Source organism: Nocardia sp. alder85J (assembly GCF_020176955.2).
Taxonomy (GTDB): domain Bacteria; phylum Actinomycetota; class Actinomycetes; order Mycobacteriales; family Mycobacteriaceae; genus Nocardia.
Window position 1 is genome coordinate 190825 of sequence record NZ_JAIUCZ020000008.1, and the last position, 25255, is coordinate 216079.

Consider the following 25255-nt stretch of genomic DNA (forward strand, 5'->3'; position numbering starts at 1 on the left):
ACGAGTTTTAGCACCACCAGCAGTGGTGACACCACCCTGCGATCGGCCGGGCTACGCAAACTTCGGCTCACATCGAGGTTGTTCCGTCCGACCCGCCCGTGCCACCATCGACGGCATCCGGAGGCACGTCCGGGCGGTCAGGGAGGACAGGCGATGTTGCGCACCAGATTCACCGAGACGTTCGGGATCGAACATCCGATCGTGCAGGGCGGCATGATGTGGGTCGGCCGCGCCGAACTCGTCGCCGCCGTGGCGAACGCCGGTGGACTCGGCTTCCTCACCGCGCTGACCCAGCCCACCCCCGACGCGCTGCGCGCCGAGATCGCCCGCACCCGGGAGCTCACCGACAAGCCGTTCGGCGTCAACGTCACGATCCTGCCCTCGATCAACCCGCCGCCGTACGAGGAATACGTCGCCGCGATCATCGAATCCGGCGTCACCATCGTCGAGACGGCCGGCAGCAATCCGCAGCCGTTCCTGCCCGCGTACCGCGAGGCCGGGATCAAGGTGCTGCACAAGTGCACCAGCGTGCGGCACGCCCTCAAGGCACAGCAGATCGGCGTCGACGGCGTCTCCATCGACGGCTTCGAATGCGCCGGTCACCCGGGTGAGGACGATGTGCCGGGCCTGGTGCTGATCCCGGCCGCGGCCCGGGCGCTGGACATTCCGATCATCGCCTCCGGCGGCATCGCCGACGCGCGCGGCCTGGTCGCGGCGCTCGCGCTCGGCGCCGACGGGGTCAACATGGGCACCCGCTTCCTGTGCACCGAGGAGTCGCCGGTGCATCGGAAGGTCAAGGAGCAGATCGTCGCGCACACCGAGCGCAGCACCCAGCTCATCTTCCGCACCATGCACAACACCGCGCGGGTGGCGGACAACGAGATCAGCCGCAAGGTGGTCGAGATCGAGAAGGCCGGCGGCACGTTCGAGGACGTCCGGGAACTGGTCGCCGGCGCCCGCGGCCGCGGCGTGTTCGAAAACGGCGATCTCGACGCCGGGATCTGGTCGGCCGGTCAGGTGCAGGGCCTCATCGAGGACATCCCGACCTGCGCGGAGCTGATCAGCCGGATGGTGGCCGAGGCCGAGCAGCTGATCGGCGGCCGGCTGGCGTCGCTGGTCGGCTGATCACGCGCGGGCGAGCATCGCGTCGTAGTCGTGCGACGCGATGACCTCGATGCCCGAGGGCAGGGCGTGCAGCCGGTGGATGGTCTCGAAGGTGCGATCACGGTCGGCGTCGAACAGCTTGCCCGGCATCGGGGCCTTCTCCCGGATCAGCCGGATCTGGAGCGAATTCCAGACGGCGTCACCGGCCAGCAGCACCCGGGTGCCGTCGTCGACGGCCAGCAGCACCCCGATGCTGCCCGGCGTGTGCCCCGCCAGGTCGACCAGCAGCACCGAGCCGTCGCCGAACAGGTCGTGGCTGGCGCCGAAGGTCAGCACCGGCGGCCCGTCCAGCGTCAACGGCGAGATCTTGCGGTCGTACAGCGTGGACCGCACCACCCCGTAGGGCGCCTGCCGGCCGGTCATGGCCCAGTCGTATTCGGTTGCGGTGACCTGCAATTCGACCGATTCCGGCAGTTCCAGCAGGCCCGAGACGTGGTCCCAGTGCAGGTGGGTGGCCAGCGCGAAGTCGATGTCGGCGACCTCGGCCTTCGCGTCCGCGAGCGCGTCGGCCAGCCCGAGCACCGGCTTGTCCGGCGACACCAGCAGCCCCACCGGGAACGGATGCCCCGGCATGACCCGCTCGTGGACATTCGCGCACAGGCCCGGATCGATCAGGAATCGGGCCTTCGGATGCTCGACCAGGAAGCCGCCGTAGACGGTGTAGACCGTGCGCAGGCTGCGCACGCCTTCCGCGACGATCGTCAGCGGGGCGCTGGTCCGGCTCTGCGGTAACGCGCGCAGCGCGACGGTGGTCTGCGCCGGCGGCGGCGGCAGCGGGGTCAGGCTCGCCAGCAGCCGGTGATCGGGACGACGGGGGCGCAGCAACCGGCCGGGCGTCGCGGCCAGCGCGCCGCAGCAACGGACCAGCGTGCCCAGCACCCCGGGGCGCCCCACGGTCGGATCGGCCGGATCTTCCGGGTTGTCGTCGTTGGCTTCGGTCACGGCGCCAACGGTATTCGATAGTGGCCTGTGCCGGAAACTCTTCTCCGCGCGGCCGGTTCTCGGCATAATCGCGGAGGGACGCGAGGCGCGTGCCGCCGGATCCGCGATCGTCGCGGGCCGGTGGCGGCAACGGAGCAGGGCCGCGCCGGGCGGCGGCGCCGGAGCATGCGAGGGGTGAACCGGATTGGGGCAGAGTTCTTCGGTGGACGGACTTCGGCGGACGGGCGTTCCCGGCCGGGCGGCACCTCGGTCGGCAACGCGGTGACCGGCGTCGATCCGGCGCGGGTGCGGGGCCGCGCGGCGATGACCGCGGCCGCTGTGGCGGCCGTCGCGGAACTGGTCGGGGTGCCCGGCAGCGAGATCGCCACCGATGCGCCGTTCACCGATCTGGGGCTGACGTCCACCCAACTGGCCCGGCTCACCGCGGTCCTGGAAGACGCACTCGGCGTGGAGGTTTCGCTCACCGCCCTGTACGACCACTCCGACATCGGCCGATTGGTCGAACATCTGGCGTCCTCGTGACGCCGGTCTCGATCATCGGCATCGGTTGCCGGGTGCCGGGTGCGTCCGGCCCGCACCAATTCTGGCGATTGCTGCGCGAGGGCCGCGATGCCACCGCCGCACCGCCGCCCGGCCGATCCGGAACCCGGCGAGCCGGATATCTGGACCGGGTCGACGCCTTCGACAGCGAATGGTTCGGGATCACCGATCGGGAAGCGGCAGCGATGGATCCGCAACAGCGCCTGGCGCTGGAGGTGGCCGTCGAGGCGATCGACGATGCCGGAATCGGCTACCGGGTACGCGGTTCCGATACCGCGGTGGTGTTCGGCGCGACGAGTTACGACCACGGCGCCGTGGTCGTCGGCCGCGGCGGCGGGGACGCGCCCTACGCGCTGACCGGTTCGGCGCTGAGCATCATCGCCAATCGACTGTCGTACGTGCTGGATCTGCACGGACCGAGCCTGGTGCTGGACAGCGCCTGCTCCGCCTCGCTGGCCGCGGTCGACCTGGCGCTGCGGCTGCTGGCCGACGGCTCGACCGGCCTGGCGATCGTCGGCGGCGTACACCTCACCCTGCTGCCGCACCCGACGAACTACCTGGACACCGCCGGTTTCCTGGCGCCCGACGGCCGCTGCAAACCCTTCGACGCCGCCGCCGACGGTTACACCCGCGCCGAGGGCTGCACCGTGCTGGTGTTGCAGCGCACCGCCGACGCGCACCGCGAGGGCAATCGCGCCTACGCCGAGATCCTCGGCGCCGCAGTGGGTTCCGACGGGCGCTCGAACGGCCTGTACGCCCCCAGCGGCACGGCCCAGCAACAGGTGATCCGCGCCGCGTGGCAGCGGGCCGGCGCCGACCCGGCCGCCGCCGGCTACTTCGAATGTCACGGCACCGGAACCCCACTCGGCGACGCCGTCGAGGTGGGCGCGCTGGCGGCAGTGCTCGGCGACCGGCCCCCGGACGCGACCCCCATCCGGATCGGCTCGGTGAAATCGAATCTCGGCCACCTGGAGGCGGCCGCCGGGGTGACCGGGCTGGCCAAGGCCGCCCTGTCGATCCATCACGGCACCGTCGTGCCCAGTATCAACTTCCGGCAACCCAATCCGCTGTTGCGACTATCCGAACGCGGCCTGACGGTACCGGCCACGCCGCTCGACTGGACCGCCCCGCCCGCCGAACGGTACGCCGGGGTCAGCTCGTTCGGCTTCGGCGGCACCAATGCGCACGCGGTGCTGCGTGGCGTACCGGAACGGGCCGTCCGCGACACCGATCCCCCGGTGCTGATCCCGGTATCCGGCCGCGACGAGACCGAACTGCGCACCCTGGCGGCCCGCTGGGCCACCATCCTCGCCGAATCCGGCACGCCCCTGCGCGAATTCGCCGCCGCGGCGGGCCGCCTGCTGCCCCAGCCGGTCCGCGCCGCCATCCGCGCGGCCGACCGCGAGGAGGCCGTCACCCTGCTGCGCGCCCTGGCGGCGACCCCCGTCCTCCCGCCGGACACACCGGTCGCCGAACGACTCTTACTGTCGGACAACAGCCCTCACCCCGGACAGGCCACGGAGGAATCGGACGCCACCGCCGCGCCCCGGTTCGAATCCGTCGAATCGCCGGTCGTTTTCGGATCGGCGGCGACGACCGAGCAGAGCGCGTCCACAGCCGCCGGGCCGGACGACGCCCACACCGGCGAAGCCCCGGCCGACCCGCACGTCGTCACGTCCGCACTGCTCTCCGGTGACGAGAGACCGGCGACCGAGCGGCCGCCGGCCCGTCCGGCGAATTCCGGCGACCCGTCCCGCGGCATCTCCGTGCCGACAGCGGGCACCCCGTCGCCGATCGGCCTCCGGCACCCGCTGCCCGGTGTCCGTGTCACGCCGCCGGGCCCGGGCGATTCGCGCGGCGCCGCGAGCGGGCGGGTGGCCGATCTCGGCGGTCATACCGCCGACCCGAGCAACTCGGTGGCCGCGCCCGCCCCGACCTCCGGACCACGCACACAGGCAGGTCCGGCCAGCAGTGGATCCGGCGTGGCAATCGCCGAGTCACCGGCGAGTCCGACCTCGGCGGAGACCGACGAGCAGGTACGCTCCGCCCCGGACACCGGCACCACCAGCGCCGTTCGGCACCGCACCGATGGTCCGGCGCACGCATCGGACCACCTCGCGACCAGCAATTCCTTTGTCCCGGACGGCCGCCCACCTCACTCCACGAAAGGGTTCGGCTCGAGCGGCGATGCATCCACTACGGAGCGTGCGGAACACGACCGGAATCACTCCCCCGGCACGACGGTACCCGTCGCCGGCACCGCAACCGACCGTCGTGCCGACGAGACCTCCCCGGACGCAACGGGAACCGATGCGCCGCCGAATTCGAGGCAGCGCCTCGACGCACCGGCTCGGTTGAGGGCGAACACCACCGCACCGGCGAACGAACCCCTTGCCGGAGCGGAACCGCCTGCCCCGGAACTCGCCACCGACAACGAATTCCACGGCACCGCCCACGATCACTCCACCGACCCGGCGACGGGTACCGCCACACCCGACGACCGTCCGGACTCCGGCCGTGGGGCCCGGCAGGAGACCGCCGCGCCACGCGCTGTCGCCCACTCGGGCGAGACGAGCGACGGTCCGGCAGCCGACGGCCCGGGGACGGCGTCGGCGGGACCCGCCGACGGCAGCATCGGCGCAACGCGGCACCCATCCGCGGCGGTCGCCGACGTCACGATGCGCCGGACGGCGTCGAAGCGGCCCGGCGGCAACGATGTCGACACCGATCTCCCCGAAACGATTACCGAGCGGCCGGAACCCGGCACAGCTGCGGGTACCGACACCTCCGGTCCCCCGCCCCGGGTCAGCGGCATGAGCGGACGGACAGTCGAGCAGTCGGCAGCACCGGAGAACACCGGTGGCAGCACCGAAGCCCGGCGCTCCGGCAACGGGCCACTCGCCGGGACCGTCGCCGAGGTGCCGGCGGACGGCACCGAGCGGCGGGACGAGCCGAGACGGGCTGTGGTCCCGCCGGGTGGGTCCGAGGTCGCGGCACCGGAGAACGCGGACAGTGGCAGCGCGGACCGGCGGCATGGGGGCCGAGCGGCCGCCGGGAGTTCGACCGAGGCGCGGGACGACAGTGCCGAGCGGCCGGATGAGCCGAGACGGGCACCGGTCCCGCCGGGTGGGTTCGAGGTGGCGGAGAGCGGGGCGGCCGGCGACGCGGCGGGGGTGGTGATCGGGCCCGGGCGGGTGCGGCGGCCGGGGCGGGTGTTGTTCCTGTTCTCCGGGCAGGGTGGACAGCACGCGCGGATGGGGCGGGCGCTGGCGGCGCGGTATCCGGTGTTCGCGCGGGCGGTGGCGGAGGCCACGGATGCGGTGGTGCGGGCCGGGGGTCCGCGGGTGTGGACGCCGCGGTACGGGTTCGCGCAGCGACCGGCGGGAACGGCGGGGGTGCAGCCCGCGTTGTTCGTGTATCAGGTGGCGCTGGCGGAGTTGTTGCGGGCCTGGGGAATTCATCCCGATGCGGTGGCGGGGCACTCGCTGGGTGAGATCGCGGCGGCGGTGGTGTGCGGGGGGCTGTCGCTGGACGACGGGGCCCGGGTGGTGGTGGCGCGCAGTACCGTGCTGGCGCGACTGGACGGGCGCGGGGCGATGGCGGTGCTGGAGGCAACGCCGTACGAGGCGGCGCGGCTGGTGGAACCACTGCGGTCCCAGGTGGCGGTCGCGGCGATCAACGGGCCACGGGCGGTGGTCGTCTCCGGGGCGGCCCGCTGGGTCGAGACCGTGGTGCGGCGGGCGCAGCGGCGGCAGATGTTCGCGCGGTACATCGCCGTGGATTTCGCCGCGCACAGTCCGCAGGTGCGGGCGCTGGCCACGGAGCTGAGCGGCGCGCTGACGGGGCTGCGGCCGGGAACGCCGCGGGTGCCGTTGTTGTCCACCGCGCGGCGCGGCGAGAAGTTCACCGGGGCACTGGATTCCGGGTACTGGGTGGACAATGCCTGTGGCACCGTCGAATTGGCCGCGGCGTTGGAAACCGCCGTGGCCGAGGACATTTCGACGGTGATCGAGCTCGGGCCGCATCCGGTGCTGGCGCCCGCGGTGCGGGATCGGCCGGAGTTCGCGCGGTCCACGGTCACCGTGGCCGACCGCGATGCCGAGGCCAGCGCGTTCCTGGACGGGATCGGGCGGCTGTTCGTGGCGGGCGGGTCGCCGGACTGGTCGGCGGCGGGCGCCTGCACCGGACCCGCGCCGCAACGGATCTGGCGGCATCGGAGCTTCCCGCCGCGCACCGCCGCGGAACCGGTACCGCTGCTCGACGATCCGGCGCCGCTGCACGATCACGTGGTCGACGGGGTGCCGACCGTGCCGGTGACCTGGTGGTTGCGCCAGTTGTTCCGGCTGGGTCCGGAAACCGGTTCGCGGATCGTCGATTTCACGGTGCACGAACGGACCGAGGTGGCGGCGCTCGACGAGGTCCGGTACCGGGAGACCGGCGGACTGCTCGAGGCGCTGGGGCCGGTGCCGCTGGCCTCCGGGCGGTCCGCGCCGGCGCCGCTGCCGGGCGAGATCGTCGGGTGGATGCGGGCGGTCGACGCGCATCGGGGTGATCGGCGCGCACTGCGGTCGATCGATCTCGACGCCTTCTATACGGCGCTGCGCGAACGGCGGCTGGAGTACGGGCCCGGATTCCGCACGCTGCGGGCCGTGGTCGCCGGATCACGCAGTGCCATCGGCTTTTTCGGTCAGGTGCGGTTCGATGCGGCGGTGCTCGACGGCTGCCTGCAGGTGATCGCGGCGGCGGCGCTGCCGCTGTTGCCGGACGGGGTGCTGCCGCTGCCGGTGGGTATCGCGTCGGTCTGGCTGGCGGGCGCGCCCGATCTGCTGCTCACCGAGGCGCACGCCTTCGTCCGTGCGGCCGGGCCCACCGGCCTGGTCTGCGAGGTCATCGCGCTCGACCAGTACGGGGCGCCCGCGGCCGCGCTGTCGGGGATCCGGATCGGGTTTGCGGCGCTGCCGGGCGTGGCGGTGGCCGCGTCCGCGCCGGCCGGCCCGCCGGATCCCGGCGACGGCCGGGTGGGCGGCCTGGACCTGCTGCTCGCCCCGACTGTCCCGGTGATCCGCCCCCGGCGGGCCGATCCCCCGGCCGCGGTGCTGCGGCACGAGGCGTGGCTGCCCGCCCGGGCCGCGGATTGGGCGGCGGCCCAACCGCTCTCGCATGTCGAGCGGGTGCTGATCGTCGGCGAGTCGGCGCTGGCGGTGCGGTTGACCCGGGCGCTGCACCGGCGGCTGGCGGCCGAGCGGATCGCCCGCGAGCCCGGTGCGGCGGGCCCGATCGTCAGCTCGATGCTCGCCACCCGCGCCGACCGCACGGCCGTGGTGCTGGTGTGGCCCGACGGCGCCGCCGCCCCCGCGGAGGTGGCGCCCGCCGCGGTGGTGCGGGCCTTGGAGCTGCTGCAACGGGTGTACGACGACGAGGCGACGACGGCGCTCACGGTGGTGCTGCGCGACCGGGCGGCGGTCGAACAGCAGGCCGTCGCCGGGCTGGTGCGCTCGGTGCAGACGGAGTCGGGGCGGCCGATCCGGCTGGTCTGGGCCGCGGGTGACAAACCCGGGCCGCTGCCCGACCTGATCCTGGATCCGGCGGGGCCCGAGGAGGTCCGGGTCGACGGCGATGCCATCGACGTGCGGCGATTCGTGCCCGCACCCGGCGCCGGGGAGTCGGTGCTCCGGCCCGAGGGCACCTATGTGGTGACCGGCGGCCTCGGCGCGCTCGGCGCCGCCACCGTGCGCTGGCTGCTCGCGGCCGGTGCGCACGATGTGGTGGTACTGACCCGGACGCCGCGCCCGTTGCCGCCGCTGCTGGACGGCCTGGAGGATCGGATCGTGGTGGTCCGCTGCGATGTCGCCGATCGCGCGGACCTGGCCAATGCGCTCGACGACATTCGCGAATGCGGTTCCACCATCCGCGGTCTGGTGCATGCCGCGGGCGTCCTGCGCGATGCCGAATTCAGCGCCGTCACCGGGGAATCGCTGCTGGCCGTGTTCGCGCCCAAACTGCTGGCGGCGGCCGATCTGCTGGATCTGACCGCCGCCGATCCGATCGACTTCGCCCTGCTGTACTCCTCGGCGACCGGGGCCCTCGGCGCTCCCGGCCAGGCCGCCTACGCCGCTGCCAACGCGGCCCTGGACGCGCTGGCGCGCGGCCGGACCGACCGGCGGGTGATCAGTATCGCCTGGGGCAGCTGGGATTCCGGGCTGGCGGCCACCGCCGGCGGCGCCGACCACCTACGCCGCGCCGGGGTGGTGCCCTTCGACGCGGCCCGCGGCGCGGCGGTGCTCCCGGCCGTACTCGCCCAGCGGGAACCGTTCGTACTGGCCCTGGACTACTCTCCCAGCGCCGACCGCTCCCCGCTGGCCGAGCGCATCCGCACCGCACTGGGCTATCCGCCGGGCCCGCATCGCGAGAACGGCTCGGACCCCGCACGTCCGGCCCTGCCGCCGATGGATTCGATTCTCGCCCCGCTGGTTCCGGCCCGGCGCGGTGGGACGCCGGCGGCGGATACGGGTGCGCACACCGCTGCCGCATCGGCCGCCGGACGACCGGAGCCGGGCGATGAGGAACTGCCCGACGGCACTCCGGCCGGCGGGAGAGCCCTGCGGAGCGTCGGGCGGCCCACCGGCGAGACCCACCGAGGCGCGCCCGCCACGGGGCCCGACGGGCACGCGGAATTGACACTCGCCATCCGGTCGGCGCTGGCCGAGACGCTGGATCGGCGGATCGACAGCATCGACCCGGAGACCGATTTCGTCGCGCTGGGCCTGACCTCGTTGCTGGCCATCGAATTACGCCGGGCCCTGGAGGCCCGGCTGGGCCGCCGGCTGGGCACCGCCGAGTTGTTCGAGTTCCCGACCGTCGCCGCGCTCGCGGCGCACCTTTCCATCCGGCAGGCCCGCCAGGAGTTCCCGTGACCGTCCCCGGCACCTTCGCGGCCGCCCTGGCCGTGGCCGTCTCCGAACGCGCCCGGGTCCGGCCCGGGGATCCGGCCCTGATCACCCTGACCTATCGCGGCGCCGACTGCCTGCCCCGGCCGCTGACCTACGGTGAACTGCACACGGCGGCAGGCTCACTCGCGGCCGAGTTGCGCGCCTGCACCGATCCCGGTGCGCGGGTGGCGATCCTGTGCGAGCACGGGCCGGACTATGCGATCGCCTTCCTCGCCTGCCTCTACAGCGCGCGGGTGGCGGTGCCGCTGTTCCCCGTGACGCCGCACCGCAACATCGATCGGCTCGTGGCGGTGGTCGCCGATGCCGAACCCGCGGTGAGCCTGGTGTCCCCGGGAGCGGAGGCGGGCACCCGCGACAGCGAGGCCGCGGCCGGCCGGGTGCTGGCCGTGCCGGTGGACCCGCTGCCGGCCGAACCGGTGCTCGATCCGGTCGGCGACCATCCCGCCTATCTGCAATACACCTCCGGTTCCACGAAATCGCCTGCCGGAGTGGAGATCTCGCACAAGAATCTGACCGCCGCGCTGGAGCAGCTGCGGGCCGGGCTGCCGCCGGCCACCGTGAAGCCGATCGTCACCTGGTTGCCGTTCTTCCACGACATGGGGCTGGTCCTGGCGCTGTCGCTGCCGCTGTACACCGGGGTGCTCGCGGTCACACTGCCGCCGGCCGAATTCGCCAAGCGGCCGATCCGCTGGCTGCGGGCGTGCAGCGACTACCGGGCCGGTACCACCGCCGGGCCCAATTTCGGCCTGGCCCTGGCGGTGACCGCCACCACCGCCGAGGAGCGCGCCGGGCTGGATCTGTCCGAGCTGGACCTGCTGATCAACGGCGCCGAGCCGATCCGCCCCGAATCGCTGGCCGCCTTCTCGAAGCTGTTCGCCCCCTGTGGTTTCCGGCACGACGCGCACACCCCCGGCTACGGTCTCGCGGAGGCGACGCTGCCGGTCACCTTCGCCGCTCCCGAGAGTCCGCCGTTGGTCGAGGAATTCGATCGCGGCGAACTGGCGGCCGGACGAGCCGTGCCCGCGACGATCCCGACCCAGGCGGTGGCACTGGTCGGTTGCGGCACCCCGGCCGGTCAGCGGGTGCGCATCGTGGATCCGCTGCGGCATCGGGTGGTGACCGACGGCGAGGTCGGCGAGATCTGGGTGGCCGGGCCGAATGTCAGCGCCGGATATTTCCGGCGCCCGCAGGCCAGCGCCGATGTGTTCGGCGCGCGACTACCCGGCGACGACGAACGCTGGCTGCGCACCGGCGATCTCGGCTTCGTGCACGCGGGCCAGGTGTTTCCGGCCGGGCGGCTCAAGGACATGATCATCGTGGACGGCCGCAACCACTATCCGGCCGATATCGAGGCGACCGCCGCGGGCGTCTCGCCCGAGGTCCGCGCGGGCCACATCGCCGCCTTCGGCATCGACCACGGCGATCACGAAACCCTGGTGCTGGTGGCGGAACTCGATGATCGGCTGGCCGATCCGGTGACGGTGGCGCGGCGTATCCGGGCCGCGGTGACCGCCGCGCACGACATCACGCCCGCCGACGTCATGCTGGTGCCGCGCGGGCAGATCCCGAAGACCTCGAGCGGTAAGTTGCGGCGCGGGGAATGCCGGGCCCGCTATCGAGCCGGGGCCTTCACCCGGCTCATCCAGCCGCCGATCCAGCTGTCGTTCTGACCACACGGCGTGTCGAAGTTTGGCGTGTCCGGTGCGAGCACCGGCGACGGGGGGTCATCATGTCCGGATGGCAAGCGAATCCTCACCGGTGCGATGGCTGGAGGCCCCGGAGGAGCACGACTATCCCGCCGCGGCCGACTATCTGGAACTCATCGCCGATCAGGCGACCATCGACGCGCTGATATCCCTGATACACGCGGTGCCGGTGGTGCACAAGAAGGCGAAGGACATCCTGCGGGCCGCGCAGCTGGCACTGCTCCCGCCGGACAATCCGTATGTGCGCCGTGATCTGAGCAAGATCCTGGCCGGTAAGCCCCTGTCGCCGATCCTGATGGTCCGCGGCGATCTCGCCGCCGGGACGCCGGCCCAGATCGCCGACGGCTATCACCGGGTGTGCGCCTGCTATCACACCGACGAGGACCTGGCGATCCCGGTGAAGATCGTCGGGCTGCACGACGTGATGGCCGCACCGGCCGAGACGAAACCGGACTCCGGCAAGAGCGCCGCCGGGAAGTCGAAGTCGAAGAAGTAACCGCGCGTGACATTCTCGACCCTGGCGCTGGTGCTGGTGCTCGGTCTGGCCGGACCGGCGCTGGCCTGGCGGGCGAACTGGCACGTCCCGGTCATCGTCGGCGAGCTGCTGGCCGGAATCGTGTTCGGCGCCACCGGATTCGGCGTCCTGCATCCGGACGACCCGGTCTTCGCCTTCCTCGCCGACATGGGTTTCGCCCTGGTGATGTTCGTGGCCGGTACCCATGTGCCGCTGGACGGGCGGGTGCGTTCGGCACTGGGACCGGGCCTGTGGCGGGCGGCGCTGATCGGCGTCTTCGCCGCGGCCGCCGGATACACCGTCGCCGCGTGGTTCGGGACCGGGCACGGCGCGCTGTACGCGGTGCTGCTCGCCTCCTCGTCGGCCGCGCTGATCCTGCCGATCCTCGATTCGGCGGGCCTGCACGGGAAACCGGTGCTGGAACTGACCGCGCAGGTCGCGGTGGCCGACACCGTCTGCACGGTCGCGCTGCCGCTGGTGATCGATACCGGCGGCGCGCTGCGGACCGCGCTGGGGGCGCTCGCGGTCACCGCGGGCGCGGTGGTGATCTTCCTGGTGCTGCGCTATCTGGAGCGATCGGGGCTGCGGCGGCGGGCGCACGAGGTGTCGCAGCGCCGCAAGTTCGCGCTCGAACTGCGGATCAGCCTGGCGCTGCTGTTCATCCTGGTGGCGCTGGCCACCCACACCCATGTGTCGGTGATGGTCGCGGGCTTCGCGACCGGGCTGGCGGTGGCCGGGGTCGGCGAACCGCGCCGGGTGGCGAAGCAGCTGTTCGCGGTCAGCGACGGTTTCCTGGCGCCGTTGTTCTTCGTCTGGCTCGGCGCGCGGCTGAGCCTGCGGGAGTTCGGGCATCACCCGCGGCTGATCCTGCTCGGGCTGACGCTCGGGGTGGCGGCGGTGGCGGTGCACGCGGCGATGCGGCTGCTCGGTCAGCCGTTCGCGTTGGCGACGCTGTCCGCCGCGCAGATCGGCGTGCCGGTGGCGGCGGTGACGATCGGCACCCAGTCACACGTGTTGATTGCCGGAGAGGGCGCGGCGATCATGCTCGGGGTGCTCGTGACGATCGCCGCGGCGGCGGTGGCGAGCGGCCGGGCCGGTCGCGGCGGTGAGCCGACGCCACCGTCGTAAGGTCACGGAAGAGTAGCTGTTTTGTATCGAATGAGTGTTTGATCCGCGTCGCCTCGGGGTATCTCCCAATACATGGACCGTGGGATCAGAAATGTGCCTCCTCCCCGGTACCGGAAGTTCATCCCCGGCGACTGGGTGGAGCGCCTGATCGTCGGAATGTTGTTCACGGTGTCGGCCGTGGGAATCTACCTCCTGACGGGGACCGTGTGGTCCTCGCTGTTGATCGGAATACTCGTCGCCGTCGTGGCGGCCGGAATGGTTTCGGTGTTGTAGTTCGCCGGATGACAACGGCCCGGCAGCCGCTCGTGCTGCCGGACCGCTGCGACGTCGGATCAACGCCGGAAGAGTTTGTTACCCAACCAGACGATCGGATCGTATTTCCGATCGACCACCCGTTCCTTCATCGGGATCAGCGCATTGTCGGTGATCTTGATGTGCTCGGGACACACTTCGGTGCAGCATTTGGTGATGTTGCACATGCCGAGCCCGAAATCCTCCTGCGCCATCTCGCGCCGGTCGGCGACGTCCAGCGGGTGCATCTCCAATTCGGCGACGCGCATGAGGAACCGGGGCCCGGCGAAGGAATTCTTGTTGTCCTCGTGATCACGCACCACGTGACAGGTGTTCTGGCACAGGAAGCATTCGATGCACTTGCGGAACTCCTGCGAGCGCTCGACATCCTTCTGCTGCATCCGGAACTCGCCCGGCTTCAGATCGGCCGGCGGCGTGAACGACGGGATCTGCCGGGCCTTCTCGTAGTTGAAGGACACATCGGTGACCAGGTCGCGGATCACCGGGAAGGTGCGCATCGGCGTGACCGTCACCACCTCGTCCGCGGCGAAGGTCGACATCCGGGTCATGCACAGCAGCCGCGGCCGCCCGTTCACCTCGGCCGAGCAGGATCCGCACTTGCCGGCCTTGCAGTTCCACCGTACGGCCAGATCCGAGGCCTGGGTGGCCTGCAACCGGTGGATGACGTCGAGCACCACCTCGCCCTCGTTCACCTGGACGGTGAAGTCCTGCAGGCCGCCGCCTTCCGCATCGCCGCGCCACACCCGAAAACTGGCGTCGTAACCCATTGCTACGCATCCCCTTTCGCGGAGGATTCAGCAGCCGCCGGATGAGCGACGAGATCTGCTGGGGTGTAATACTTTTCGAGCTCGGAAAATTCGAACAGGCTGAGCAGATCGTTGCGCATCGGCACCTGGTCCTGCGGCGTCACCGAGACCGCGGGCACCGTCTGGCCCACATCGTCCGGATCGACCCGGCAGACCAGCAGTTTGTTGCGCCAGGTCGGATCCATCACCGGATGGTCGTCGCGGGTGTGGCCACCGCGACTCTCGGTGCGCAGCAACGCCGCCTGCGCCACACATTCGCTGACGACCAGCATGTTGCGCAGGTCCAGGGCCAGATGCCAGCCCGGGTTGAACTGCCGATGACCCTCCACCGTCACGGTGTCGAAGCGGTCGCGCAGTTCGGCCAGCTTCTCGATGGCCTGCTTCAGTTCGTGCTCCTTGCGGATGATGCCGACCAGGTCGTTCATCGTCTGCTGGAGGTCGGTGTGCAGGGTGTAGGGATTCTCCGCGGCGCCGTCGGCGGGCGGATCGAACGGGGCCAGGGCGAGTTTCGCGGCCGCGGCGAGATCGGCGTCCGCGATCTCCGGCCGCTGCTCCAGCTGCTCGACGTACGTGGCCGCGCCCAGGCCCGCGCGCCGGCCGAACACCAGCAGATCCGACAGCGAGTTGCCGCCGAGCCGGTTGGAACCGTGCATACCGCCGGAACACTCACCGGCGGCGAACAATCCGGGCACCCCCGCTGCGCCGGTGTCGGGATCGACCTCGATACCGCCCATCACGTAGTGGCAGGTCGGGCCGACCTCCATCGCCTCCTTCGTGATGTCCACATCCGCGAGCTCTTTGAACTGGTGGTGCATGGACGGCAGCCGCTTGACGATGTCCTCCGGCTTCAGCCGGGAGGCGATGTCGAGGTAGACGCCGCCGTGCTCGGTGCCGCGCCCGGCCTTGACCTCCTCGTTGATGGCGCGGGCCACCTCGTCGCGGGGCAGCAGATCCGGGGTGCGGCGCGCGGAGTCGTTGTCGCGCAACCACTGATCGGCCTCCTCCTCCGTCTCCGCGTACTGCCCCTTGAACACCGGCGGGATGTAGTCGAACATGAACCGCTTGCCCTCGGAGTTCTTGAGGATGCCGCCGTCGCCGCGGACTCCCTCGGTGACGAGGATGCCCTTCACACTCGGCGGCCAGACCATGCCGGTCGGATGGAACTGGAGGAACTCCATGTTGATCAGCGCGGCCCCGGCCCGCAGCGCCAGCGCGTGACCGTCGCCGGTGTACTCCCAGGAATTGGAGGTCACCTTGTAGGACTTGCCGATACCGCCGGTGGCCAGCACCACCGCGGGGGTCTCGAACAGCACGAACCGGCCCGATTCGCGCCAGTAGCCGAAGGCGCCGGAGATGGCATCACCCTGCTTGAGCAGATCGGTGATGGTGCACTCCTGGAACACCTTCAGGCGCGACTCGTAGTCACCGGTCTCGGCGAAATCTTCCTGCTGCAACGCGACCACGCGCTGCTGCATGGTGCGGATCAGCTCCAGACCGGTCCGGTCACCGACGTGCGCGAGCCGCGGATAGGTGTGACCGCCGAAGTTGCGCTGGCTGATCCGGCCGTCGGGCAGCCGGTCGAACAGGGCGCCCCAGCTCTCCAGCTCCCACACCCGGTCCGGGGCCTCCTGCGCGTGCAGTTCGGCCATCCGCCAGCTGTTGAGGAATTTGCCGCCGCGCATGGTGTCGCGGAAATGGGTTTGCCAGCTGTCCTTTTCGTTGGCGTTACCCATCGACGCCGCGCACCCGCCCTCGGCCATCACGGTGTGCGCCTTGCCGAACAGCGACTTGCACACCACCGCGACCGACAGACCGTGTTCGCGAGCCTCGATCGCTGCGCGCAGGCCGGCACCACCGGCACCGATCACGACGACGTCGTACTTGTGCCGCTCGACTTCAGGCATGGAACCGAATACTCCTGTAGGACAAGGGAATGAGGGGACACGAGCGATTCGTCAGTTGACGATCCGCAGATCCGAGATGGTGTTGCTGGCGACCAGCATGACGTAGAAGTCGGTGATCACCAGGGTGCCCAGCGTGGTCCACGCCAGCTGCATGTGCCGGGTGTTGAGCTTCGACACCTGGGTCCAGAACCAGTACCGGACCGGATGCGCGGAGAAGTGCTTCAACCGCCCGCCGGCGATGTGCCGGCAGGAATGGCACGACAGCGTGTACGTCCACAGCAGCACCGCGTTCACCGTGATGATCAGACTGCCCAGCCCGATGCCGACCCCACCGGTCTTGCCGTGGAAGGCGATGACCGCGTCGTAGGTGTTGATCACCGACACCAGCACCGCGATGTAGAAGAAATAGCGGTGCGCGTTCTGGATGATCAACGGCAGCCGGGTCTCGCCGGTGTATTTCGCATGCGGCTCGGCCACCGCGCAGGCCGGCGGCGAGAACCAGACCGCCCGGTAGTACGCCTTGCGGTAGTAGTAGCAGGTGAGCCGGAACAACAGCAGGAACGGCAACACCATGAAGCCCAGCGGAATCCAGGACGGCAGCGCGCCGACCCAGTGCCCGAGATGGCTGGACCCCTCGACGCACGAGGTACTCACGCAGGGCGAGTAGAACGGCGTCAGATAGTGGTAGGGCTCGACCCAATACGCCGTCCGCACAAAGGCTCTGATGGTCGCGTAGACGATGAAGGCGCCCAGCCCGACCACCGTGACCAGTGGCGGAACCCACCATCGATCGGTGCGGAGGGTCCGCGTCGCCAATGCCGCCCGGCCGCTGCCGAATACGCCCGTACCGGGCTCGGGGGCTGTCGAGTGCTGGATAAGTGGTTCGCTCGCAAGCTCGCTCACGGCAGGATGCCTCGCTCATCTACCCCGTGGAACGTCATCGTTACCTCCGGCATCGAATGTGATGGTGAGCACCTTACGACAACGGGGCTATGACCTGTCCCGGGTCCCGGGAGAATCGACCCGACTCCACGGATATGATTTGCGCCACATTTTCTGATCATGACGCATGATTACAAGATCAGTGAACGACAGGCAAACCGACCGGCCGCCAACGCTTTTCGGGGCATATCCGGCGGTCCCGGCATTTCCCCCGGATCTCCGGGGATCCCGCCCGCGATGTCAGCTACGAATCAGTGCCCCGGCCCCGACAGCCGACACATCGACCCGCGAACACGACAACAGCACGAACCGGGTGACCGATGCTCCCGATCCGTGCTGTCCGTTTGCGGAGCTTCCGAGCGGCCGCTACACAGTGCGAGGGCGCGAGTGGAACCCGAGCCCCTCGTCCTGCGCCCCCATCCAGGCGGCTTCGTCGGACTTGCTGTCCGGGACGTAGATGATCTCCTGGTCGCCATGGGCGGTCGCCTCCGGCGGCGGGGACTGCTCGAACTCGTCGGCGTCGATGGTGAGCCGTTCGAGGTCGTTCTCCAACCGCCGGACCGGATTGGACTCGCCGTAGTGCGACCGCAGTACGCCGACGCACTGGCGTAGCTGGCTGACTGCGAAGCGGAGCTCCGCGATCTCGCTGCGTGTCATCGAACCCTCCTCGAGGACGTTTGCGGATGTGTCGCCACAATGTGATGGACCACACATCGTGATCTACAACACAGTACGCGATCTTTCGCCATCTGGCTCGCGCAGTGTGGAAAAACATCGCCGCATCCGGAGGCAAACCGCTGGTCAACCGGCCTCGGCACAGCCCGGCAGGGCCGTGTGACAGCCCGGCGCGGACGCCGGGATCACCCGTTCCACCAGCGCCGCCACCGCCGCGGCGACCTGCTCGGCACGGTCCAGGATGACGCTGTGCCCGGCCCCGTCCAGACGCACCAATTCGGCGCCGGGCAACTGTGAGGCCAGCACCACCGAATGCGCGAAGGGCACCACCAGATCGGCCGAACCGCCGAGTACGAGCACCGGCAGCCCGGCCAGCAGGCACAGCGTCGCGGTCTCGTCGAAACACCGCAGCGAGTCCAGGAAACTGGCCATGGTCAGCGGCGACGCCTCGTTGAGCAGCACCGTCGCCGCCGCGACCAGCCGCGGTCCGGCCGCGCGGCCGCGGGCGTTGCGGACCATCGGCACGGCCAGTTGCCGGGACAGCCGCTGCGACGCCTCGACCAGCCGGGGCGCCCGCCGCACGGCGAGTTGCAGCGAGGTGACCGTCCATCGGTTCAGCAACCGGCCCAGCCCGACGGCAGTGACCCCGCTGGCCGCCCCGGCGATGAGGCCGAGGCCGACCACCCGGGCGCCGATCATGTGCGGGAACAGCCGGGCATAGGCCAGCGTCACCATGGCGCCCATCGAATGTCCGACCAGCACCACCGGCCCGTCCGGTACCAGCGCCCGCAGGACCGCGTCCAGATCGCGGGCGAGTTGGTCGATGGTGTACGTGGCCGGATCGGCCGACCCGGACTCGCCGTGCCCGCGATGGTCGTAACAGACCATCCGGACCTCGGCGCCCCAGTGCCGTGACAACCGGCCGCGCAGGAACGACCAGGATTCGGCCCGCAGGCAGTGCCCGTGCACGAACACGACGGTCAGCGCCGCGGCGCGGGAACCGAATTCGTGTGCGGCGAGCGGGGTCCCGTCGTCGGCGACGATCGGGACGCTCGCCGCCGGGCGAGTCCGGCCGTACCGCTGGAGGTCTCGACGGTCGGCCACGGATCCCACCTCCTTGCCGCTCGGGGGGAAGCAGGGGTTACCCGGATGCGCACCGGATCAGTCCCGAGGTGGGCAATCTTTATCGGTTGCTGACCGAAATGTCGCCGATGCGGCCGGTACGGCGGGCAACCGCGGTGCGGCCGGGCCGCCACACAGCCAAATCTTCGGCTGTCTAGATCATTTGCTAGACAGGGCTAGATTTCCCTCGACAGGCGTAGCGCCCGAGGTCCGGAAGGCACCGGCCGGGTCGCTCGCAAACCATCGGCAGCCGATCGCCCGGAGATTGCCCGCTGCGGGCGATCGTTCCGGGCGATCGGGACAGCAATCGGCGAGGCGGGTCATTCCACCCAGAGGTTCCAGGTGCCGGCGCGACCCGCGGTGCCCTCGCAGACCAGCGCGTGACCGTCGGAGGTGCGGGCGGTCTTGTCCGTACCCGGAAGACATTTGGAGCCACCGTCGTACACGGCGGTGGACACGGAATACGGGCCCACCCAACGGTCCCCGCTGCTGCCGCGCAGGCACAGCAGGGTGCCGCCGTCGGAGGCGGCGCCGATGAGGGCGACCTGCGCCTCGGTGCACACCTCGCCCTTGGCGACGCTCGGCGGCGTGACCGGGGTCGCGGTGACGGTGGCCGGCACCGAGGACGTCGGCGGCGGGACCACCGGCGCGACGGAGGGCTGGCTGAGCGAGGCCGAGGTCTCCGAGTTCCGGTGCAGGTTCAGATGCGGCAGCGTGACGCCGGAGAGCACGGCGAGGCCGGCGATCGCGGTCACCTCGAGCGTGCCGATCAGCAGCGCGCACAACGCCATGATCCGGCCGCGCGGATGACCGAACGAGATGAACGAGAACACGATCGCCACCGGGAAAGCGCCGATCAGCGCGGCCACCAGGGCCACGATCGCATAGGGATTGACGATCGGGGGTACCTCGACGCGCAGCCGCCCGGCCCGGCGGCGGCCCGGCGTCTCCCACTGCTCCTCCTCCGCCTCGACCGGCGGCGTGACGGGGATACGACGTCGATTCTGCGGTGCGGCCCAGGGATCTTCGTCCGGTTCGGGATCCGGTTGCGGGGGCGGCGGCATGGGGCGGCGGCGATTCTGCGCCGCCGCCCATCGATCCTCTTCGGGCGGAGCCTCCGGCCACCGCCCGGCGTCGGAAACCTCGGGCCAGCGTTCGATATCCGGATGCTGATTCCTGGCCATGCGGTTCCTCTCACCGTCGTGCAGGAACCTCGGACCATCGGCCCCGCCCCGATAGCAACAAAGGATAGGGGTCCAGGCGAATGCCGCAAACCGGCGGTTGATCACCCGCGGCGCGTTCTGCGACGCGAACGTTTCGGCAGCCGGAATTCTGTCGCAAATGAGACGGGCTAATACCGCCCGTCCAATTGCTTCTCCCCCACCAGCGCCACCCGGACGGCGAGCAGCCATCCGGCCAGACCGAGCATCAAGCGGTCGTATCGGTCGAGTGCGGCATGCGCCGGGCGCGACCGCCGCGACCGCCGCGATCGGCTCACGACGGCGTGCCGGCCGGTGTACACAGTGGCGTGCCGGCCGGTGTGCAGGGGCATCGGCGGCCGGCCGGGGGCGGCGGCGTGCCGGCCGGTGGGGTGGTCACCGCGTTGCCGGGCTGCGGCGGGCCGCACCACCTTCCGGCCGCCCGGCGGCAGCAGCGCCGTCACGGTAAGGCCCGTTCGTCGAGCACGCAGCGCCCGGATTCCACGAGGACGGCGCGGGCCCGCCGCCGCACCCGACAGGTGTCGACCGTGCAGTCCAGGTGCAGTTGCATCGCGGCGTGCGCCTGGTCGACGGACATGACCCCGGGATCGCTGCCGCAGCGCAGCAATCCGGCGCCGGGCAGATGCAGGCTCGTCACTTGCACCCTCCCACCCCCCGGCACCCTGCGATCAACGCCTTCCCGACGACATGTGCAGCCATGGCTCCTCGTTCCTGCGTGCGTTTTCGTGCGTGCGATCCGTAAAGGTGCCCGGAGCATTCAGGAGCGGAAAGGAGCCCAGGCGCTCCGGGCACACATCCAGCATCCACGAGCCGACGGTTCGCTGGCCCCGAAGTGGATATCCAGAAAACTTTTCGCGCGAATTCCCAGCACCGAATCCGCCTGGGAGCGCAAGATTCTCCATAGTGGACGAAGGCTCTGCCGATGCGATGCGCCGGGGGCGGGCGGGAGCGGATCACGACATCCGTCCCGGGGCATCCGAACCGAACGGAGTGTGCTGTGTCGGAAACCTCCGCGCCTACCTCGTCGACGCTGCCGCGCCGGCAGCTCGGAAGGTATCTGCGGGACTGGCGAACTCGCGCCGGGCTGACGATCGCCGAGGCCGCGAAGTTGATGGAATGGGGCGCCACCACCTTGCAGCGGCTGGAGAAGGGGCAGGCGGATCGGATCCGCACCATCGACATCGAGGCGCTGTGCCGGATCTACGGCATCCCGGACGATATCGGCGAGGGCCTCAAAGGACTGGCGCAGCAGGCGGCGGTGAAGAGTTGGTGGCACGCCTACGGCGACCTGATCCCGGAGGACTTCGACGTCTTCGTCGGCCTGGAGGCCTCCGCGCGCCGGCTGACCGCTTATCAGTGCGAGCTGGTGCCCGGACTGGTGCAGACGGTGGATTACGCACGAGCGCTCAATACCCTCGGATATCCCCGGAATTCGGCCGCCGAGTTGGAGCGGCGGGTCCAGCTGCGGTTGCAGCGGCAGGTGCTGATCACCCGCAGACATCAGCCCGCAAACCTCGGGGTGGTGTTGTGTGAATCGGTCTTGCGCCGCGTCGTCGGAAGTGCAAAGGTGATGGCTGCGCAGCTACGGCATCTGGCCGATCTCAGTACTCGGGAGAATCTCGAGCTGCGCGTTCTGCCCTTCAGTTCCGGTGTCCCCCTGGGACTTTCGACCGGGCCGTTCGTGCTTCTCGAGTTCGGCGCGGATGCGAAGGGGCAGCCGGTGGAGCCGCCGGTGGTCTATGTCGAGGGCTTCACCGGGGATCTCTATCTCGAACGAGAAGCCGATGTGCGGCGGTATCGGCAGGCGCACGAGCAACTGCTGCGCAGCGCATTGGATATTTCCGCCAGTAGACATCTGCTACGGCAGGTTGCCAAGGAATTCATGGTGTGAAGCACACGGGATTGCGGCGTCGGCAGCGAGTCCCCTCGGCGCAAGGCCCGTCGGCTCCCGCCGGAAAGGACAGAACGGTAATGGACAACGAGCTGGTCGACGCGCGCTGGTTCACCAGCACCCGCAGCGGTGCCAAGGAGTGCGTCGAGGTGGCCTTTCTCGACAGCGGGCGAATCGGCGTGCGCGACAGCAAGAATCCGGACGGCCCGGCGTTGATCTTCGGGCCGGGCGAATGGAGCGCGTTCGTCGACGGCGTGCGCGGCGGAGCCTTCGAGGCCCGCCGACACTGATCGCTCCGCGGTCCGGGCCGTTTCCGAAAGGGCAAAAGTGGAACGGCCCGGCCGACAGCGCATTCCATAACGGTTCGGGTGTGGTGATCCCTGGACCGGTTCAGTCGGGCGATCGACCCTGCAACCGATCCGTTTCGCGGCGTTCGCGTTTCGTCGGACGGCCGGACCCCCGGTCGCGACGCGGCAGCGAGGCGATGATCTCGGGGGACGGGGGCGGCGGACTCTTGTCGATCAGGCACTGCGCGGCGATCACGGCACCGACCCGCTTGGCCACCACCCGTTCCACCAGGACGATGCGTTCGTGCCCGGCCACCCGAACCCGTACCTCGTCACCGGGTTTCACCTGATGAGCGGGCTTCACGGCGACACCGTTCACACGCACGTGTCCGCCGCGGCATGCTTCGGCCGCGGCGGAACGAGTTTTGAACAAACGGACCGCCCAAATCCAGCAGTCGACCCGGGCGGTCCCACCATGCTGATCCAGAAATACTCCTCGGGCTCACGTCGACCGGTTACGGCCGGAGTGAGCCGAGTCGCAGGTATCGGCTCAGGCCATCCGGCGAATGGTGACGATGTCGTTGGGGTTCAACGAGGCGTAGCTGACGGTCTCACCGGACTGCGGTGCCTGCAGGATCTTACCGTCGCCGGCGTACATCGACACGTGGCCGCCGCCGTTCTGGATGATCAGGTCGCCGGGCGCCAGGTTCTCGTAGGCGATCGGGATACCGACGTGCGACTGTTCGAAGCTGGTGCGCGGCAGGTCGACACCGACCTGCTTGTACGCCCACTGCACCAGACCGGAGCAGTCGAAGTTGGACGGCCCGGAGGCGCCCCACACGTACTCGGCGCCGATCTTGGAGCGCGCCACATCCAGCGCCTGCGAGCCGACGCTGTGGTCCTGCTGATGGAACAGATCGGGCAGCACCGGCGCGAAGCCGGGGACACCGGGACCCTGCAGCGGCGCCATCGACTGCGGCGCGACGACCTGCTGGACCGCCTTGATCTGATCGGCGTGGTCGGCGAGCGCCTGGTTGACCTGCGAGACCTGCTGGTCCCACTGCGAGTCGACCGGCACGTCGAAGTTACCGACGCCGGGGATGTTGATGGTGGCAGCGCTCGAAATAGCCGGTATAGCACCGGTCGAGGCGGCTACGGCGCCCATTACGAGCGCACCCTTCACGGAACTCGGAAGCCGAGATTCCCGTTGCAAGCTGTGTCTACCCACCGAACCGAATCTCCTGTGTGAAGCTGACCCAACGAGCCGCTTCTCTGCCGTGATGCGACTGACTTCGTTAAGTCACGAGAAGATTACGGCTACGGCCGAGAGCTTGTCCACTCGAACGGCTGTCACTTTTGGGCCCGACGGCAAAAGCCCAGGACACGCCGGGCGACGCAACACCGGCGATAGGGTCACGGCGCGATATCGACTCGGCTACAGGCGTTATCGAACCTGTTCGCGGAAGCGTTACGGCACCGCCGCGACATCTGCCGGACAGGTGCTGTTCAGGCGGCTGCGCGCCGGTTCGGCTCAGTCGGCGTCGCGCCGGGTCAGAGCCTGCTCCAGCGCCGCGATCCGGCGGCGCGCGTCGGCCAGGTCCACCTCGAGCCGGCCCACCGCGACCACCAGCGGCCCGACGGCCAGATCGGCGACCAGTTGCGGGTCGTCATAGCCACCTTCGATCGCCACCAGGATGTTGTGCCGGATCTGCAGGGCGACCGGAGCGTCGGCGGGCACCTTCCAGGACTCGACGACCTCCGCGACCGTGGGCACCGGCTCCCCGGCGCCGGACTGCTCCGACATGCCCACAGCCTAGAGGGTTTCGCGGCCCCGGCCGGCCACCGTCTAGGACAGGCTCTAGACAGCCCGATATTTCCCTTCGGAGGCGCTACGGTGTAGCGGCATGGACCCCGTGCGAAATCCGTACGCCCCGGGCGCCGGCCAGCGGCCTCCCGAACTCGCCGGGCGCGACAAACAACTCGACGCGTTCGACATCGTGCTGGAGCGGGTGGCCCGCGGCCGCCCGGAACGCAGCGTGATGCTCACCGGCCTGCGTGGCGTCGGAAAGACGGTGCTGCTCAATCAGCTTCGTTCGGCCGCCCGGCAACGTGGCTGGGGCACCGGCAAACTCGAGGCCCGGCCCGATCAGGAGCTGCGCCGGCCGCTGGCCTCGGCGCTGCACATGGCGGTCCGGGCGATCGCGGTGGCGCACCGCAATCCGGAGTTGGTCGACGACTTCCTGGGCATCCTCAAGGCTTTCGCGCTGCGCTCGACCGCCGACAAGGGTATGCGCGAGCGCTGGCAGCCGGGCATCGACGTGCCCGCGGTGACCGGCCGCGCCGACTCCGGCGATATCGAGATCGACCTGGTGGAACTCCTGCTCGAAGCCGCGGAGGTGGCCCGCGGCGTCGGCGTCGGTATCGCGATCTTCATCGACGAGATGCAGGATCTGGGCCCGGCCGACATCTCGGCGATCTGCGCGGCCTGCCACGAGCTCAGCCAGGAGGCCGCGCCGCTGATCGTGGTGGGCGCGGGCCTGCCGCATCTGCCGGCCGTGCTGTCGGCCTCGAAGAGCTACTCCGAGCGGCTGTTCGGCTACCACCGCATCGACCGGCTGGATCGACCGGCCGCCGACCAGGCGCTGATCGCACCGGCCGATCGGGAGCAGGTGAAGTTCAGCGACGCGGCGCTGGACGCGCTGTACCAGAAGGCCGACGGTTACCCGTATTTCGTGCAGGCATACGGCAAGGCGACCTGGGACGCGGCCACCCAGAGCCCGATCACCGCCGAGGATGTGGAGCTGGCCGCCCCGGCCGCGGAGGAGGAACTGGCCGTGGGTTTCTTCGGCTCGCGCTACGAGCGCGCCACCCCCGCCGAGCGCGAATACATGCGCGCCATGGCCGATCTGGCCGGCGACGACGGCCCGGTGGCGACCGCCGCGGTGGCGAAGGAACTGGGTCGCAAGCCCGCATCGGTGTCACCGGCGCGGGACGGGCTGATCAAGAAGGGGCTGATCTATTCGGCCGAACGCGGCACCATCGGCTTCACCGTGCCGCATTTCGGCCGCTATCTGCGAGGCGTGCAGTGATCCCCGGCGCGGTCCGGTAGCCACCTCTTCGCCCGTCTACCATGATCATTAGATATCGGTAGA

The 25255-nt window shown here is 70.2% G+C and carries 21 protein-coding genes and 1 pseudogene; 10 read left to right on the forward strand and 12 right to left on the reverse strand.

Going from position 1 to position 25255, the window contains the following annotated elements; all coding sequences use genetic code 11:
• The first annotated feature begins 153 nt into the window (after nt 1–153).
• Nucleotides 154–1125 carry an NAD(P)H-dependent flavin oxidoreductase gene (locus LBW94_RS29075; RefSeq protein ID WP_225058269.1) on the forward strand — a complete coding sequence of 324 codons (972 nt, stop codon included), beginning with the start codon at nt 154–156 and terminating at the stop codon, nt 1123–1125.
• On the opposite strand, the gene LBW94_RS29080 is transcribed toward LBW94_RS29075, so the two are convergent.
• Entirely contained in the window at nt 1126–2106 is a 981-nt protein-coding gene (locus tag LBW94_RS29080) for an MBL fold metallo-hydrolase (RefSeq protein ID WP_225058268.1), read from the reverse strand. It abuts the gene before it with no gap.
• Nucleotides 2107–2280: 174 nt separating this feature from the next.
• On the opposite strand from LBW94_RS29080, the gene LBW94_RS29085 reads away from it, so the two are divergent.
• From LBW94_RS29085 to LBW94_RS29110, 6 genes and pseudogenes are all read left to right on the forward strand, one after another.
• The gene (locus LBW94_RS29085; protein WP_225058267.1) at nt 2281–2628 is read left to right on the forward strand and encodes an acyl carrier protein; all 348 of its coding nucleotides are present in this window, start codon (nt 2281–2283) and stop codon (nt 2626–2628) included.
• Nucleotides 2625–9560, forward strand: a complete 6936-nt coding sequence (locus LBW94_RS29090) for a type I polyketide synthase (protein WP_266272372.1) — start codon at nt 2625–2627, stop codon at nt 9558–9560. Before LBW94_RS29085 ends, LBW94_RS29090 begins: the two co-directional genes overlap by 4 nt.
• Complete coding sequence (locus LBW94_RS29095; protein ID WP_225058266.1) at nt 9557–11266, forward strand: fatty acyl-AMP ligase; 1710 nt, start codon at nt 9557–9559, stop codon at nt 11264–11266. The genes LBW94_RS29090 and LBW94_RS29095 overlap by 4 nt, the downstream gene beginning before the upstream one ends.
• Before the next feature lie 67 nt (nt 11267–11333).
• Nucleotides 11334–11702, forward strand: a pseudogene (locus LBW94_RS29100) (hypothetical protein); the annotation flags it as partial.
• 102 nt (nt 11703–11804) lie between these two features.
• Complete coding sequence (locus tag LBW94_RS29105; RefSeq protein ID WP_225058265.1) at nt 11805–12944, forward strand: cation:proton antiporter; 1140 nt, start codon at nt 11805–11807, stop codon at nt 12942–12944.
• Between the two features lie 93 nt (nt 12945–13037).
• Complete coding sequence (locus LBW94_RS29110; RefSeq protein WP_225058264.1) at nt 13038–13217, forward strand: hypothetical protein; 180 nt, start codon at nt 13038–13040, stop codon at nt 13215–13217.
• Nucleotides 13218–13276: 59 nt separating this feature from the next.
• Here LBW94_RS29110 and LBW94_RS29115 read toward each other — a convergent pair whose 3' ends face one another.
• From LBW94_RS29115 to LBW94_RS29150, 8 genes are all read right to left on the reverse strand, one after another.
• Nucleotides 13277–14023, reverse strand: coding sequence for a succinate dehydrogenase/fumarate reductase iron-sulfur subunit (locus tag LBW94_RS29115; RefSeq protein ID WP_225058263.1), 747 nt, complete (start codon nt 14021–14023; stop codon nt 13277–13279).
• A 2-nt stretch (nt 14024–14025) separates the two neighbouring features.
• Nucleotides 14026–15966, reverse strand: coding sequence for a fumarate reductase/succinate dehydrogenase flavoprotein subunit (locus LBW94_RS29120; RefSeq protein ID WP_225058262.1), 1941 nt, complete (start codon nt 15964–15966; stop codon nt 14026–14028).
• A gap of 51 nt (nt 15967–16017) precedes the next feature.
• The gene (locus LBW94_RS29125) at nt 16018–16842 is read right to left on the reverse strand and encodes a hypothetical protein (protein WP_416276983.1); all 825 of its coding nucleotides are present in this window, start codon (nt 16840–16842) and stop codon (nt 16018–16020) included.
• 432 nt (nt 16843–17274) lie between these two features.
• On the reverse strand, nt 17275–17565 hold the full coding sequence (locus tag LBW94_RS29130; RefSeq protein WP_225058260.1) for a hypothetical protein: 291 nt from the start codon (nt 17563–17565) through the stop codon (nt 17275–17277).
• A 144-nt stretch (nt 17566–17709) separates the two neighbouring features.
• Nucleotides 17710–18627 (reverse strand): alpha/beta fold hydrolase, encoded by a 918-nt coding sequence (locus LBW94_RS29135; protein WP_225058322.1) that lies wholly within the window; start codon nt 18625–18627, stop codon nt 17710–17712.
• 398 nt (nt 18628–19025) lie between these two features.
• Nucleotides 19026–19889, reverse strand: a complete 864-nt coding sequence (locus LBW94_RS29140; protein ID WP_225058259.1) for a hypothetical protein — start codon at nt 19887–19889, stop codon at nt 19026–19028.
• Nucleotides 19890–20056: 167 nt separating this feature from the next.
• Nucleotides 20057–20368 carry a hypothetical protein gene (locus LBW94_RS29145; RefSeq protein ID WP_225058258.1) on the reverse strand — a complete coding sequence of 104 codons (312 nt, stop codon included), beginning with the start codon at nt 20366–20368 and terminating at the stop codon, nt 20057–20059.
• A complete protein-coding gene (locus tag LBW94_RS29150) occupies nt 20365–20562 on the reverse strand; it encodes a hypothetical protein (RefSeq protein ID WP_225058257.1) in 198 nt (65 codons plus the stop codon). The genes LBW94_RS29145 and LBW94_RS29150 overlap by 4 nt, the downstream gene beginning before the upstream one ends.
• Nucleotides 20563–20922: 360 nt before the next feature.
• Here LBW94_RS29150 and LBW94_RS29155 point away from each other — a divergent pair, with 360 nt between their 5' ends.
• Both LBW94_RS29155 and LBW94_RS29160 read left to right on the forward strand, forming a co-directional pair.
• Entirely contained in the window at nt 20923–21816 is an 894-nt protein-coding gene (locus LBW94_RS29155; RefSeq protein WP_225058256.1) for a helix-turn-helix domain-containing protein, read from the forward strand.
• 80 nt (nt 21817–21896) lie between these two features.
• Entirely contained in the window at nt 21897–22106 is a 210-nt protein-coding gene (locus LBW94_RS29160) for a DUF397 domain-containing protein (protein ID WP_225058255.1), read from the forward strand.
• Nucleotides 22107–22206: 100 nt separating this feature from the next.
• On the opposite strand, the gene LBW94_RS29165 is transcribed toward LBW94_RS29160, so the two are convergent.
• The 3 genes from LBW94_RS29165 to LBW94_RS29175 form a co-directional block, all read right to left on the reverse strand.
• Nucleotides 22207–22590, reverse strand: coding sequence for an RNA-binding S4 domain-containing protein (locus LBW94_RS29165; RefSeq protein ID WP_225058321.1), 384 nt, complete (start codon nt 22588–22590; stop codon nt 22207–22209).
• A gap of 63 nt (nt 22591–22653) precedes the next feature.
• Entirely contained in the window at nt 22654–23268 is a 615-nt protein-coding gene (locus tag LBW94_RS29170) for a C40 family peptidase (protein WP_225058254.1), read from the reverse strand.
• Between the two features lie 366 nt (nt 23269–23634).
• Nucleotides 23635–23907, reverse strand: coding sequence for a hypothetical protein (locus tag LBW94_RS29175; RefSeq protein WP_225058253.1), 273 nt, complete (start codon nt 23905–23907; stop codon nt 23635–23637).
• 100 nt (nt 23908–24007) lie between these two features.
• Between LBW94_RS29175 and LBW94_RS29180 the strand changes: the two genes are divergently transcribed.
• Entirely contained in the window at nt 24008–25192 is a 1185-nt protein-coding gene (locus LBW94_RS29180; RefSeq protein WP_225058252.1) for an AAA family ATPase, read from the forward strand.
• Nucleotides 25193–25255: the final 63 nt, after the last annotated feature.

What these genes read in the sequence shown, in the direction of transcription:
- LBW94_RS29075 (WP_225058269.1), top strand. Translation starts at nt 154, where the DNA reads ATGTTGCGCACCAGATTCACCGAGACGTTCGGGATCGAACATCCGATC.
- LBW94_RS29115 (WP_225058263.1), bottom strand. Translation starts at nt 14,023, where the DNA reads ATGGGTTACGACGCCAGTTTTCGGGTGTGGCGCGGCGATGCGGAAGGC.
- LBW94_RS29120 (WP_225058262.1), bottom strand. Translation starts at nt 15,966, where the DNA reads ATGCCTGAAGTCGAGCGGCACAAGTACGACGTCGTCGTGATCGGTGCC.
- LBW94_RS29130 (WP_225058260.1), bottom strand. Translation starts at nt 17,565, where the DNA reads ATGACACGCAGCGAGATCGCGGAGCTCCGCTTCGCAGTCAGCCAGCTA.
- LBW94_RS29140 (WP_225058259.1), bottom strand. Translation starts at nt 19,889, where the DNA reads ATGGCCAGGAATCAGCATCCGGATATCGAACGCTGGCCCGAGGTTTCC.
- LBW94_RS29160 (WP_225058255.1), top strand. Translation starts at nt 21,897, where the DNA reads ATGGACAACGAGCTGGTCGACGCGCGCTGGTTCACCAGCACCCGCAGC.
- LBW94_RS29170 (WP_225058254.1), bottom strand. Translation starts at nt 23,268, where the DNA reads ATGGGCGCCGTAGCCGCCTCGACCGGTGCTATACCGGCTATTTCGAGC.
- LBW94_RS29175 (WP_225058253.1), bottom strand. Translation starts at nt 23,907, where the DNA reads ATGTCGGAGCAGTCCGGCGCCGGGGAGCCGGTGCCCACGGTCGCGGAG.
- LBW94_RS29180 (WP_225058252.1), top strand. Translation starts at nt 24,008, where the DNA reads ATGGACCCCGTGCGAAATCCGTACGCCCCGGGCGCCGGCCAGCGGCCT.